The organism is Paenibacillus sp. Y859 (assembly GCF_056786405.1).
This window is the reverse complement of sequence record NZ_JBXCIZ010000001.1, coordinates 58,547-72,266: the sequence shown is the minus strand read 5'-3', so window position 1 is coordinate 72,266 and position 13,720 is coordinate 58,547. Positions and strand designations below refer to the sequence as shown.

Sequence of the window (13,720 nt, the reverse complement as noted above, 5' to 3'; positions counted from 1 at the left end):
GCTAAGGTGGGTTGTTTGATGTAGTGTCATGGACATGTTAAATAAATGTATTGTTACTGGTTCTAGGAGTCAGGTTGACTTCTAGGTGCAAAATTTGATTTATTATATAAAATTTGAATTAATAAAGGATTGACTCTAGTTCTACTTCTATGCTTATATTATCTAGACCATTTGTTATAAATGAGAAAGGGGGGAGGAGATGTCAGGGAAGTCGAATTCACGCGAAACGATTGTGGAAACCGCTTGTAACATCATCGAAGTACGTATCAGATTTTATTAAGACGGTTAAAGTTGGGGTAATATAAGTTTTTCGAACCAAAACAATAGATATAGAGCAAGATTATTAGGAGGATGGGAAGTTTGGAAGCAACTATGCAAGGAACAACAAAGACAGACAAAAAACCAATTAGAGCACTACCTATATTAATCGCATTATTAGTTAGTGGATTCATTGGGATGTTCAGTGAGACCGCATTAAACGTCGCTTTGAGTGACTTAATGCAAATACTTAGTATTACGCCATCAACGGCACAATGGTTAACGACAGGTTACCTGCTAACGCTAGGTATACTTGTTCCAGTATCAGGTCTATTACTTCAATGGTTTACAACAAGACAACTGTTCATTACATCACTTTGTTTCTCTATTATTGGTACATTAATAGCAGCGTTAGCTCCATCATTTGAGATCTTGCTTATGGCAAGAGTTGTACAAGCGATTGGGACTGGATTGTTATTGCCACTAATGTTCAATACCATACTGATCATTATTCCGGTTGAGAAGCGTGGCGCGGCCATGGGGATGATTGGTCTCGTTATTATGGTTGCGCCAGCGATCGGCCCGACCATTGCAGGACTTTTAATTGAGAATTTAAGCTGGCACTGGATCTTTTGGTTGGCTTTGCCAGTTCTTATATTTGCGCTTATCTTTGGAATTGTATTTATGCAAAATGTAACGAAGATTACGAAACCTAAAATTGATGTATTATCGATTCTTTTGTCATCTATTGGTTTCGGTGGCATTGTCTTCGGCTTCAGTAGTGCAGGCGAAAGTGCGGGGTGGGCTAGTCCGAAGGTGATTATTACGATCGCTGTGGGAGTACTTGCGCTTCTGTTATTTGGTATTCGTCAAATGAAGATGAAGCAGCCGATGATTAACCTACGTGCATTTAGATTCCCTATGTTCTCTATAGGGGTATTAATGATTTTTCTTTGTATGATGATTATTTTGTCTTCCATGTTGATTCTTCCGATGTATTTGATATCGGGTCTAGGGTACTCTGCGTTCAAAGCAGGTCTAATCCTTCTACCTGGGGGAATTATCAACGGGATTATGTCACCCATCATGGGACGGTTATTCGATAAATATGGTCCAAAGTGGCTGGTGATTCCTGGTCTAGCCATCGTAAGTGTTACATTGTGGTTCTTCTCAAGCATCTCAGCAACCTCAACGATCGCTTTTGTCGTTGTGTTGCATAGCGCACTAATGATAGGAGTTTCTATGATTATGATGCCATCTCAGACGAACGGAATCAATCAACTTCCTCGAGAACTCTATCCTGATGGCACGGCAATTATGAATACATTGCAACAGGTAGCTGGTGCAATCGGTACAGCTCTTGCTGTTAGTATTATGGCCGCAGGTCAGAAAAGTTATATGAGTAGCGTAAGTAATCCTGATGATCCATTAAATATGCTACCAGCATTCACCCAAGGGGTGCAAGGTGCGTTCATCTTCGCTATGATTGTCGCTATTATAGGTCTAATTGTTTCTTTCTTTATCAAACGTGTTATGATTCAGAAGTAATTAAACAATACTAGGAGGTCAATGTTCATGAAGTTCTTTATCGATACAGCAAATGTAGAGGATATAAAAAAAGCACATAAAATCGGTGTTTTATCTGGAGTTACAACTAATCCATCTCTAGTAGCCAAAGAAGGCGTAAAGTTTGAAGATCGTATTGAAGAAATCTTGAAATTAGTACCTGACGTTGAATCTGTATCAGCAGAAGTAACACCTAACGCTCTAACTGCTGAAGAGATGATTGCTGAAGCCAATGAATTGATTAAGATCAATGGTGGAGACAAGAACATTACGATCAAAGTTCCAATGAATATTGCCGGTCTTGAAACTTGTCGTTACCTAACAAAAAAAGGTGTTAAAACGAACGTGACCCTAGTATTTACTGTGAATCAAGCTCTTCTAGCAGCTCGTGCGGGTGCTACTTATGTATCTCCTTTCTTGGGGCGCTTGGATGATATATCTGAAGACGGCGTTTTATTGGTAGCTAAGATTGCTGAATTGTTCCGTATTCACAATTTGGAAGCACAAATCATTGCTGCATCTGTACGTCACCCGGATCACGTAACTCGTGTAGCTATGGCGGGTGCTCATATCGCGACTGTTCCATATAGTGTTATTGAACAACTAACGAAACATCCTCTTACAGATCAAGGGATGGAGAAATTTGCAGCAGACTGGGTGAATACTCCAAAGAACTAAGAAGATACTTGAGTTAGCACAACAAAGAACCTAACGATCATTGATTCGTCAGGTTCTTTGTTGTGTGATTTGTCATGTACATCTGTTTACATGGCGTTGTTAATCCTTCAGATATAAGTACAACAGAAAAGCTACAATGGAAGCGATCGTTACAATAACGTAAAAGAGGGAAAGGCTTGTTATATTTCTTTTTGTTTTTTGAGAATATTCAGAGCTTGCTTGTTGGTTTGCCTTAGAATAACCTACCATGAAAGTACCAACACCACCAATTAAAGCAACAACGGCTATAAGAATATACAGAAATGAGTAAGGCAACTGAACACCACCCCGAATTAGATTATAATTATTCTATCACAAATGTAATAGACATATTCCAGTATTTCTGTATTATGTCTCTCCAAGTAGGTGCTGCTGAACGAATTAGAAATTCCTCTTCATAAAAAACGGAAGAGATTACCTGTATTTAACAAATGTCATCATCATTAGTAATAAACGAATGCTAGACTGAAGTCGTTGTACTAGTCTATTACATTTGGAGGGATATGATGAGAAAGTTTGCCGGATTCAAGGCTAGATTTATGAAGTCGACCATTGCATTATCGTTGGTATTATCGCTTCATGTTGGAATGGGCCAGGAGATTTCAACCGTATTGGCAGAAGGACCAACAGATCCAGCACCTTACATCCAAGCCAAAGTAGTTAATGAAAATGCGGGTAAGAAGATTCTATTCGATAACACACATGGTCAAACAGCTGGAGCAGCAGACTGGGTTATTGATGGAGCCTTCTCGGATTTCGGGAATGCACTAGCAAACGAGGGTTATGATGTAAAAGAACTTCGTAAGACCACTCCGATTACCTACAACGACTTAAAAGACTATGATGTATTTGTTATTGCTGAAGCGAATATTCCATTCAAGCAAAGCGAACAAGCAGCAATGGAGCAATATGTAAACAACGGGAAAAGTATATTCTTCATTGGAGATCACTATAACGCAGACCGTAACAAGAACCGTTGGGACGGATCAGAGTCGATGAACGGTTATCGTCGTGGCGCTTGGACAGATCCTGCACAGGGAATGAGCACAGAAGAGCGGAATTCCGAAGCTATGCAAGATGTGGTTAATACTGACTGGCTAGGATCGAATTTCGGTGTTCGTTTTCGATATAATGCCTTGGGTAATATTACTGCGAATCACATCGTTACACCTGACCAAGCATTTGGAATTACAGAAGGTGTATCGACAGTTGCTATGCACGCAGGATCGACACTTGCAATCATAGATCCAACGAAGGCTAAGGGAATCGTGTATCTCCCAAACACAAATGAAGCTTGGAATAATGCTGTAGATCAAGGCGTGTATAATGGCGGTGGTATTGCTGAAGGCCCTTATGTGGCTATATCCAAAGTTGGTGCTGGAAAAGCAGCATTTATTGGGGATTCTTCTCCTGTTGAGGATGCTACCCCTAAATATTTACGTGAAGAAACAGGCACGAAGAAAACGACCTATGATGGTTTTAAAGAACAAGATGACGGGATATTACTAGTTAATATGATAAATTGGTTGTCTGAGAAAGAAAGCTACACCAGCCTTGAACAAGTGAGTAATCTTCAACTTGATCAGGCGACGGTCCTACTTCCAATAGAAACCCCAGAAACATCAACAGAACCTCAAGCGGAACCTTGGTCTGCACCAGCAGCGGGTTATAAATGGTGGGATCGTTCTACTTTCAAGGCAGGTTCGTATGGTGGACAAACAGCTAGCGCAAATGCGACGTACAGCTTTGTACATCAAGCGGCACTTCCTAATGCACAGAATTTCCAAATTCGAGTCGTAGCTGATCATTTGCCTGCGAATTCGACAGTTACTGGATTCGGTGCAGGTATATATTTGACGGGTGGAACGCAAGTAGCTAAGGTTCAGAATGAGGATGGCACTTGGCCTACTTCGTATGGTTATAGTACGACATTTAGCTTGACCTCCAATAGCATGGGCAAAGCTTATAAAGATTTAACGGTCCAATTAAAACCTGGAACATCGGGATCTGCTAATCTTAGACTTAGACAAAATGGAAACAATCTAATCACATCAGCAGTTCAAATTGCGAATGTTCCGGCAGAGCCATTACCAGAAGAAGGGAATCCGGTTCCCGATCAAATTACGGTAGCGGAAGCCCGTAGCAAAGAAATAGGCACAGTGGTGTCAATTGAAGGTGTTATCACAACTGAACCAGGAGCATTTGGAGGCCAGGCATTCTATATTCAGGATGAAACAGCAGGCATCTATGTGTATCAAAGTATAAGCGGATTTCATCAAGGCGATATGGTGAGAATAACAGCACCTCTCACCGTATTTAACACGGAACTCGAACTTATTGATCCCATTTCAATTGAAAGGAAAGGGACAGCTACTCTTCCAATTCCCGCACTAGTGTCGAACGTGAATGACGCGAACCAAGGGCAACTTGTCGAACTTCAAGACGTGACCATTCGTAATATTACCACGGCAGCTCCAACAGGATCTTTTGAATTCGATGCAGTCAAAGGGTCTGTAAGTACCCATGTAAGAGTGGACACACGCACAGGTATGAACTTAGCGGATTTCCCCTATCAAGAGGGACAAGTTATTGATGTACAAGGTGTATCGGCAATATTCAAAGGTGTATACCAATTAAAGCCAAGAGGTATTGGTGATTTTGCAAGTTCTGCTGAACCGGTTATCCCTGTCACAACAGCTTCCACATCCCCATCACCGAATGTGAATGATTGGTATAATAATGATGTAACACTTACATTTGTAGCATCAGGGAATGTGGATGAAATCATTTCAACGAAATATAGCATGAATGATGAGGAAGAAGTCATTTACACAGCACCACGTATCATTCAAACCGAAGGTATTCATACCATTCAATATTATTCCTCATCATCTACTGGCATGACTGAGCCTGGACGATCCATCCAAGTGAATATAGACAAAACAGTTCCTTCAGTAAATGTGACTCAATCAGGTCAAGCTGTTTCAAATGTGAAGTTAGGTGAAGTGTTGAAATTTGATCTCCATAGTACGGATTCATTATCTGGCATATCAACGCAAAAGCTTCTATTAGATGGCAATGAGATCAATAGCGGTGAATTAGTGAAATCGGAAGATCTCGGTGCTGGCGTGCATACAATACAATACATCGTTCTTGATTTAGCTGGCAATCAAGCGGAGGACAGCATTCATTTTACAGTAAATCAGTCATTAGCAACTGGTGTCCCTGGTAAGCCTTTTATATCCGATAATAGCGGACATCTTACAGGACTTAAGGGGGGAAGTTACACTGTAACTATGAATTTATGGTGGGGAAACAATGGAACTGAATTCAAATTATATGAGAATGGGGTTCTGATCAACACACAAATTCTAAGCGATGCTTCGCCAGGCGCACAAACTGTAAAGACGGATATCACAGGTAAAACCAACGGGATATACACATATACTGCTGAATTGATTAATGAGAACGGAACTTCCACAAGTAACCAACTGAACGTGACTGTATCCAATGCTTCTCCCGATAAAGCTGTATTGTCGCATGATAATTGGGATGGAGATGGAAATTACAAACTGACTATGAATTTGTGGTGGGGAACGAACGGTTCGGAGTATAGACTGTACGAGAATGATCAATTAGTGGATACGAAGAATCTTCTGGAGAATACACCTACTGCCCAGTATGCTATGACGGAATTATCCAGTAGAGCACCAGGTAAATATGAATACCGTAGCGAACTCATTAATGCTTCGGGAATAACTTCGAGTGAAGTTATCACTATTCATGTTATGAAATAAGATTAAACTAATAAGCCTCGGTGGTCATGATTCATGACTACTGGGGCTTTATTGGTGTCTAAACGTGCAGACTGGTTTAACTCTGTAACCATTTCTAGTTATAATAGAAAGGTATCGTAATGACGGAGATAAATGATCTATACATTAATCATCGATCCCGAATTGGGGAGAAACGGGCATAATCTATAGGAGGTCCGCATGTTATGAGACTATTTCGTCGGGGGTTGAAGATCTTAGCAGGGGCTGTGGTAGTAACCTTATTCATAACTTCCTCAAGTTTGGAACAGCTAATAAGCGCTCAGTCGCACACAGTTGAACAGAACAAGATCGTGAAGAAGAACGCTTTATCGAAAGGCTTCGTCTATTTAGATGAAATGATTCCTACTGCACGATATGACCTAAGGTATTATAGTAATAATAATTTTATAGGTGAGCGAATAGATGGCTACAAAGCACCCCATGCTATTATGTCGCTTAAAGGGGCAACAGCTTTAAAGAAAGTGAGCGATGAGCTTGGTAAGAAGGGTTATGAACTTCTCATTCTTGATACTTATCGACCACAGAAAGCGGTCAATCATTTCGTGAGATGGTCACAGGATTCCAAGGATATAAAGATGAAGAAACAATATTATCCGCTACTGGATAAGCGTAATTTATTTAAGCTTGGCTTCATCTCTACGAAATCAGGGCATACGAGAGGTAGCACTGTAGATTTAACGTTAGTGCACAAGTCAACGGGCAAAGTAGTGGATATGGGAAGTACCTATGATTTCTTCGGAGATATATCGATGCATGGTACGAAGCTTATAAACAAGCAGCAGACAGCTAACCGAAATTTACTTAAGAACACGATGATCAAATATGGCTTTAAGGCTTATAGTAAGGAATGGTGGCATTATACATTGATTAATGAGCCTTTTCCCAAACAATATTTCGATTTCGATGTGGAATGATACAGGAGAGTGAAATGATGAGAAAGCTATTAGTCGCAGATGATGATCCGAATATTCGCACGTTATTGAGACATGTTCTGACACGAGAAGGATATCAAGTGATAGAAGTAAGCGATGGTAGAGAAGCGATAGAGAAGATGAAGGAAACAACGGTAGATCTGGCGATCGTAGATGTCATGATGCCGAATGTGGATGGTCTAGAACTGTGTGAGTACATACGTGAAACCTATGATATCCCGATTATATTACTGACAGCGCTCCAACAGTTGAGTGACAAGGAACAAGGTTATTTAAAAGGTACAGATGATTATGTGACGAAACCGTTTGAACCAGAAGAGTTACTTTTTCGGATTACAGCGTTATTTCGTCGGTATTCAGTAGCTTCACAAGACATGATTCGTTTGAATCGACTGATGATTGACCGAAAAAATTATGAAATTACATTTGGAGAAGACACATTACTGTTACCAGTGAAAGAATTCGAGTTACTAGCACAATTAGCTCAATATCCGGGACGCTTATTCTCTCGTAGTGAATTGATTGAGCTCGTGTGGGGGACGGATTATGAAGGAGACGAACGGACCGTAGATGTTCATATTAAGCGACTACGCGAGAGATTTCTGGATTATCAGAATGACTTTATGATTCGAACAGTTCGAGGAATAGGTTATAAGTTGGAGGTTATCACCTCATGAAGTCATTGTATGTACGAATGTGTCTCATTTTTTGTTCGGTTATTATCGTGAGTAGTGTTCTCGGATTTCTGGCAACGAATATGTATTATCAAATTAAACTTAAGTCTTTAAATGATGCGAAGTTAACAGAAATGGCTCTTCAAATACAACAATTTAATGAATCTCATCCAGAGACGCTTGATGATTATCTAGAGAGCGTAGCTTCATTAGGATACAAAGTATATTTGAGAGATGATGAGGGGGAAGAGAAGCTGTATGGCAGATCCTTCAAAAAAATGGATTTAAAAGATGAAGATTTGCAATGGGTTCTGAACGGCGAAGTCTACCATGGCGTTGCTGAGTTTCCGGGTGAGCTGTTTATTACCGGTTTTTTTGATAATGAATTACGAAATAGTATAGGTGTGCCACTCCAAATAAATGATCAACGTTATGCGTTATTTCTACGTCCAGATGCACAGATTCAATTTGGTGAATTTCGTATCTTCATTGGTGTTTTCATTGGGGTTACGCTGTTGTTATGCTTGGGGTTTGTCTTCATTACGTCACTTCATATTGTTAGACCTATATCGCGACTTACGATAGCCACCAAAAGTATTGTAAAAGGTCAGTTTGATATTAAACTGAATACGTGGCGTCGGGACGAGATCGGTCAATTAGCGACACACTTCATGACGATGAGTCAAGAATTAGAGCGGACGAATCGCTCGAGACAGGAATTTGTCGCCAATGTATCTCATGAAATTGAATCCCCGCTGACCTCAATACAGGGGTTTGCACATACGCTTAAGGAAACTTCGCTCTCTGATGAGCAACGTCATCATTATCTTTCCATCATAGAAGAGGAAAGCCAGCGTCTGTCCATGCTCAGTAAACAATTACTTACTTTATCTACGTTGGATTATGACGATCATGCGCTACAAATGAAATCGATCAATCTTCGCTCTCAACTTCGGCAAGTCATTCAAATGATGGAGTGGAAGCTGACGGATAAACAATTGGCACTTCGTTTATCCTTACCGGATATGACCATTCATGGTGATGCAAACATGCTATATCAAGTGTGGATGAATCTAATATCAAATGCTATTAAATATACAGCTGAAGGTGGGACGGTGACTATTTCTGCAAAAGTGGAAGGTGACTATTGCATCATCAGTGTATCTGATACTGGTGAAGGAATAGCTGCTGAGGAACTCCCAATGATATTTGATAGGTTCTACAAAGTAGATCGTGCACGCACTCGAGAAACGCATAGTACGGGTCTAGGGCTTTCGATTGTTCAGAAGATTATTCATTCACATAAAGGAACGATTGAGGTCTCAAGTAGAATAGGGCAAGGAACGACATTCACGGTCAGCCTTCCTTACTTGTAATTTGTTATTCATTCTCCGTTCATATTCATCTTCTAAACTGAGTCTATACAGATTAGAAGGAGTGATACTATGTTTTTAGCACTAAGAGAGTTACGACATTCGAAAGCTAGATACGCACTGATTGTCGTTATTATGTTATTGGTCTCTTTTTTGGTCCTGTTCGTAACAGGCCTAGCAAAGGGGTTGGCATACGCGAACATATCAGCGATTGAAAATATGCCGACGAATTACTATGTCGTTCAGGATGACGCTGAACATAAATTTAGACGTTCCCAGCTAGATGAATCACATTTGCAAGATGTTCGTTCCGTTGTAGGAAATGATAATGCAACGCCATTGAGTATTCAGATGAGTACGATTACGGCGATAGAACTTGATATGAAGGCTGATATAACATTCTTTGCAGTCGATATGGACGGTCCAATAGCACCGTCGGTCGTGCAAGGAGAAGCGATCACCAATGATACGTTAGGTCAGGTCATTGTAGATCGGAAGCTAGGGGAATCTGGAATAAAGATTGGAAGTGAAATTCGAGATACTCAGACAGGGCTGACATGGAACGTAGCGGGTTTTGTTGAAGATAACTCGTACAGTCACACTCCCGTCATCTATGTGAATCAGCAGGAATGGAATGAGATGACCTTAGGTGCTGGATCAGCAGGTGACGCTGTGGATGTGGAAGCTCAACTATTCAACGTGATTGCCATTCATGCAACAACAGATCAAGCGAGTAGTTTACAAGATAAACTTGTAGGCGCAGATGTCATTACGCAAAAAGAAGCGATTGCGAGCATTCCTGGTTATGCAGAGGAACAGGGATCACTAATGATGATGATTGTCTTCTTATTCGCGATTGCTGCAGTCGTACTAGCTGTCTTCTTTTATGTGATTACGATTCAAAAGACGAGTCAGTTCGGAATCCTCAAGGCAATGGGAACGAAGACGACTTACCTAGCACGGAGTGTTCTTGGACAAGTGTTAATGTTATCTGTTGTAAGTCTTGGTGTCAGTCTTATTCTGATAAGCGGAATGAAGATGGTTCTACCCGAATCTATGCCCTTCCGATTAAGTATGCCTACGATGGTTCTGACCAGTTGTTTATTTGTAGGAATGTCGTTGATAGGATCACTTATTTCAGTAATGAAGGTAGCTAAAGTTGATGCGTTAGAAGCGATTGGGAGGGTTGGAGCATGACGGAAAAATTACTAATGACACAAGTAACGAAAACCTATGGTGATGGAGATTCCACGCTGTCCGTATTGAACAATTTAAATCTTCAAGTGAATGAAGGGGAATTTGTTGCTATTCTTGGACCATCTGGTTCTGGTAAAAGTACATTTCTGTCAACAGCGGGAGCTCTTCTAAGTCCGACTAGTGGAGAAATACTCATCGATGGTGAGTCTCTTGTATCGAAAGATAAAGCGCAACTCACACAGTTCAGATTGGATAAAATAGGGTTTATGTTTCAAAATGCGCAGCTCATTCCTTACATGAGGGTGGAGGAACAGTTACTATACGTGGGTAAAATTGCGAAACTAGGCTCAAGTGAGGCAAAGAAGCGTTCATCCTATTTACTGAAACGGCTAGGCATATGGGAACGTAGAAGTCATTATCCTGAGAAGCTATCTGGTGGTGAGAAGCAACGTGTAGCGATTGCACGAGCATGGATGAACAATCCGGCCATTATCTTCGCAGATGAGCCTACGGCAAGCCTTGATTTCAATCGAGGTAAGGAAGTCGTCCAAATGTTGGCGGAAGAAGTAAAGAGAGATGGCAAAGCGGCTGTTATGGTTACGCATGATGAGCGAATGCTAGAATGGTGCGATCGTGTACTCTTTTTGCAAGATGGTATTCTTGTGGAGAAATAAAGTATGGTTTATAGTTAGGAGAAGAAAGCCTCGAATGTTGAGGCTTTCTTTGAAATATAAGAAAGTAAAAGTTTCACATGAATCAATTTCATAATCGCCGATGCAGCTAAAGTTATTGTTAAAGGGGATTGACCAAATCTAAGTGTACTTTTTGCACTTAATAGTGCATGGTGAAGGCGGAATGTGATTAATGATGATGGTGATGCAGCTCATATCTGCTAGCGAAACAATGTATCACTAGCATCAGCAACGTATAATTCTTCACTATATGAACCCTTCCACAAAAGAGCGATGTAAGGCGTTTATCTGAAGTAGAACATAGGTAATAGTAAAGGGGTGTAAGGAAGGAGTGGTTAAGATGAAACTTCCCATAATTAACGAAGGATTAGCCTCAAGATTACAACAATCTGAGATCGATTTCTTTACATCTAGAATTAAATCTATTGGTGAACGAGAGGGTAATCCGGAAGGCGTTGAAATCAAGAGATTTGGTCAGGCCACAGTATCCTATATTAGGACAATGCCGTGGGGGTTATTTAATGCAGTTAAAGGAATAACAGCAGTGGATATCGACTACTTGGAAGAAATAATTGAATTCTATCGTGTCAGAGGGAGGAACTTTCAACTAGAAGTGGATCCACATCACTGCAGTCCGCAGTTATTACATAAATGTGCGGAGCTTGGTTTATATCAAAGGGGATTTCATTCCGTTCTTTATGGGTTGCCTAGTAGTGATTTGCCCACTCTTCCTTCGGATATTAGGATCATAGAAGTTGTTAATGAACAGGAATTCGATCAGTATGCTGAGATACATTGTATTGGCTCAGGCATGTCTATTGCTGACAAACCTTATTTTGTGAATAATAATATAGGTTTACTGAGTAGACCGGGCTGGAAGATTTATTTGGCCTATTTGAATGATATACCTGCCGCAGTGGCAGTCATGCACCTGAATAATCAGACGGCTTCCTTGACTTTGGCAACAACGGTTCCTCAATATAGACAACAAGGATTACACACAGCGCTATTACATAAACGGATGTACGTAGCTAATCAAGCGAACTGTGACCTCGTTGTGGCACAAGCAAGCTTCGGGAGTACCAGTCAACATAATATGGAACGCATCGGGTTGCAAATGGCATGGACAAGAGCGATTTGGGTACCTCACAACAACATTATTTTACAAGGAGATGACTAATAAATATGATAACTATTCAACAGCGTATAGCGCAGATGGAGAAAGAAGAACAGGAACTCCAATTCACGACATTTACGAATGATACGGCATTACAATTAGGACTTATGATCGTGGAAGAAGCGAGGCAAACAGGGAAGCGTATAACCGTTGATATTACGCGGGCGGGACAACGCTTGTTCTTGCACGCAATGGAAGGAACGGTTGCTGAGAATGAGGATTGGATAAGGAGGAAGAATAACGTGGTGAACCATTTCGGCTCCAGTTCATGGCATGTTGCTCTTCAACTACAGTACGAGGGTACCACGTTAGAGAAACGTGATGAGTTACCTTTTGCTGATTATGTCGGGGCTGGGGGAGGTTTTCCGCTATTTGTCATAGGAGAAGGTCAGGTGGGTACGATTACCGTCTCTGGATTACCAGACCAAGAAGATCATGATCTCCTGATCTCTGCATTACGTCGTCACTTGTCTCAAATTGGAGAGTAAAGAATTGAATGTAACCACGTTAGCATGTTACGATAGGTAAGCAAGGGGGAGCTATTCCTTACGATATGTTCAATGATCACAAACTAATAAGAAGCAGAGGTGACTTGTTCAATGAAAGACGGATTAGTGGAAGCTCTAAATAAACAGATGAATTTTGAATTTTATTCGGCTCATGTCTATCTCGCTATGGCTGCATATTGCTCAGGTAAAAGTCTGGATGGATTTGCAAATTTCTATACGGTTCAAGCCGAAGAAGAACGATTTCATGGTATGAAAATATATAAATTCCTCAATGACCGCGGACAACGTGCGACATTGGAAGCATTACCAGAACCGAAGAATGAGTATGACTCCATGCTTGATGTTTTTGAACATGGCTATGCACATGAGAAACAGAACACCAGTAGGTTCTATGACTTGGCTGATTTAGCTACAGATGAACGCGAACATGCAACGATTTACTTTCTGAAGTGGTTCATTGACGAACAAGTTGAAGAAGAGGCGCTTTTTGATAACATTATTCAGAAGCTTAAACGTATCGAAAGAGACAGTAACGCATTCTACATGCTAGACGCTGAGTTCGCAACGCGTTCATTCACGCCTCCTGCGGAATAACAGATGAGTTGAGACTATCGAAACAGTCCGTGTGAAAAAAGAAAGTCTCCTATCCCTAATGTAATTGAGGATAGGAGGCTATTTTTGTCGGAATCTTTAAATATATTGACTGGTTTATCCATTTTTTTAACATTATAGTAATTTAGAACAAGACTATACCAATATATTTATGCTAGAATATTCTAGTAGCTACAA

The 13,720-nt window shown here is 40.7% G+C and carries 12 protein-coding genes; 11 read left to right on the top strand and 1 reads right to left on the bottom strand.

Going from position 1 to position 13,720, the window contains the following annotated elements:
- Positions 1-372 precede the first annotated feature (372 nt).
- Positions 373-1,806 (top strand): DHA2 family efflux MFS transporter permease subunit, encoded by a 1,434-nt coding sequence (locus tag AC1TO8_RS00380; RefSeq protein WP_482054456.1) that lies wholly within the window; start codon positions 373-375, stop codon positions 1,804-1,806.
- Between the two features lie 27 nt (positions 1,807-1,833).
- On the top strand, positions 1,834-2,502 hold the full coding sequence (gene fsa / locus AC1TO8_RS00375; protein ID WP_482053653.1) for a fructose-6-phosphate aldolase: 669 nt from the start codon (positions 1,834-1,836) through the stop codon (positions 2,500-2,502).
- Between the two features lie 99 nt (positions 2,503-2,601).
- On the opposite strand, the gene AC1TO8_RS00370 is transcribed toward fsa, so the two are convergent.
- Positions 2,602-2,817, bottom strand: coding sequence for a hypothetical protein (locus AC1TO8_RS00370; RefSeq protein WP_482053652.1), 216 nt, complete (start codon positions 2,815-2,817; stop codon positions 2,602-2,604).
- A gap of 230 nt (positions 2,818-3,047) precedes the next feature.
- On the opposite strand from AC1TO8_RS00370, the gene AC1TO8_RS00365 reads away from it, so the two are divergent.
- From AC1TO8_RS00365 to AC1TO8_RS00325, 9 genes are all read left to right on the top strand, one after another.
- The gene (locus AC1TO8_RS00365; RefSeq protein ID WP_482054455.1) at positions 3,048-6,338 is read left to right on the top strand and encodes an endonuclease; all 3,291 of its coding nucleotides are present in this window, start codon (positions 3,048-3,050) and stop codon (positions 6,336-6,338) included.
- 203 nt (positions 6,339-6,541) lie between these two features.
- Complete coding sequence (locus tag AC1TO8_RS00360) at positions 6,542-7,291, top strand: M15 family metallopeptidase (protein WP_482053651.1); 750 nt, start codon at positions 6,542-6,544, stop codon at positions 7,289-7,291.
- 17 nt (positions 7,292-7,308) lie between these two features.
- Positions 7,309-7,986: a response regulator transcription factor gene (locus tag AC1TO8_RS00355; protein WP_482054454.1), complete on the top strand. Its 678-nt coding sequence runs from the start codon at positions 7,309-7,311 to the stop codon at positions 7,984-7,986.
- A complete protein-coding gene (locus AC1TO8_RS00350; protein WP_482053650.1) occupies positions 7,983-9,359 on the top strand; it encodes a sensor histidine kinase in 1,377 nt (458 codons plus the stop codon). The genes AC1TO8_RS00355 and AC1TO8_RS00350 overlap by 4 nt, the downstream gene beginning before the upstream one ends.
- A 69-nt stretch (positions 9,360-9,428) precedes the next feature.
- Positions 9,429-10,553 (top strand): ABC transporter permease, encoded by a 1,125-nt coding sequence (locus AC1TO8_RS00345; RefSeq protein ID WP_482053649.1) that lies wholly within the window; start codon positions 9,429-9,431, stop codon positions 10,551-10,553.
- On the top strand, positions 10,550-11,227 hold the full coding sequence (locus tag AC1TO8_RS00340) for an ABC transporter ATP-binding protein (protein WP_482053648.1): 678 nt from the start codon (positions 10,550-10,552) through the stop codon (positions 11,225-11,227). Before AC1TO8_RS00345 ends, AC1TO8_RS00340 begins: the two co-directional genes overlap by 4 nt.
- Before the next feature lie 358 nt (positions 11,228-11,585).
- Positions 11,586-12,425, top strand: a complete 840-nt coding sequence (locus AC1TO8_RS00335; RefSeq protein ID WP_482053647.1) for a GNAT family N-acetyltransferase — start codon at positions 11,586-11,588, stop codon at positions 12,423-12,425.
- Positions 12,426-12,430: 5 nt separating this feature from the next.
- Entirely contained in the window at positions 12,431-12,910 is a 480-nt protein-coding gene (locus AC1TO8_RS00330; protein WP_482053646.1) for a heme-degrading domain-containing protein, read from the top strand.
- A gap of 111 nt (positions 12,911-13,021) precedes the next feature.
- A complete protein-coding gene (locus AC1TO8_RS00325) occupies positions 13,022-13,525 on the top strand; it encodes a ferritin (RefSeq protein WP_482053645.1) in 504 nt (167 codons plus the stop codon).
- Positions 13,526-13,720 lie beyond the last annotated feature (195 nt).

Excerpts from the sequence above, each read along its gene's own strand:
- AC1TO8_RS00355 (WP_482054454.1), top strand. The coding sequence starts at position 7,309 with ATGAGAAAGCTATTAGTCGCAGATGATGATCCGAATATTCGCACGTTA.
- fsa (WP_482053653.1), top strand. The coding sequence starts at position 1,834 with ATGAAGTTCTTTATCGATACAGCAAATGTAGAGGATATAAAAAAAGCA.
- AC1TO8_RS00335 (WP_482053647.1), top strand. The coding sequence starts at position 11,586 with ATGAAACTTCCCATAATTAACGAAGGATTAGCCTCAAGATTACAACAA.
- AC1TO8_RS00350 (WP_482053650.1), top strand. The coding sequence starts at position 7,983 with ATGAAGTCATTGTATGTACGAATGTGTCTCATTTTTTGTTCGGTTATT.
- AC1TO8_RS00330 (WP_482053646.1), top strand. The coding sequence starts at position 12,431 with ATGATAACTATTCAACAGCGTATAGCGCAGATGGAGAAAGAAGAACAG.
- AC1TO8_RS00340 (WP_482053648.1), top strand. The coding sequence starts at position 10,550 with ATGACGGAAAAATTACTAATGACACAAGTAACGAAAACCTATGGTGAT.
- AC1TO8_RS00365 (WP_482054455.1), top strand. The coding sequence starts at position 3,048 with ATGAGAAAGTTTGCCGGATTCAAGGCTAGATTTATGAAGTCGACCATT.
- AC1TO8_RS00325 (WP_482053645.1), top strand. The coding sequence starts at position 13,022 with ATGAAAGACGGATTAGTGGAAGCTCTAAATAAACAGATGAATTTTGAA.
- AC1TO8_RS00360 (WP_482053651.1), top strand. The coding sequence starts at position 6,542 with ATGAGACTATTTCGTCGGGGGTTGAAGATCTTAGCAGGGGCTGTGGTA.
- AC1TO8_RS00345 (WP_482053649.1), top strand. The coding sequence starts at position 9,429 with ATGTTTTTAGCACTAAGAGAGTTACGACATTCGAAAGCTAGATACGCA.
- AC1TO8_RS00380 (WP_482054456.1), top strand. The coding sequence starts at position 373 with ATGCAAGGAACAACAAAGACAGACAAAAAACCAATTAGAGCACTACCT.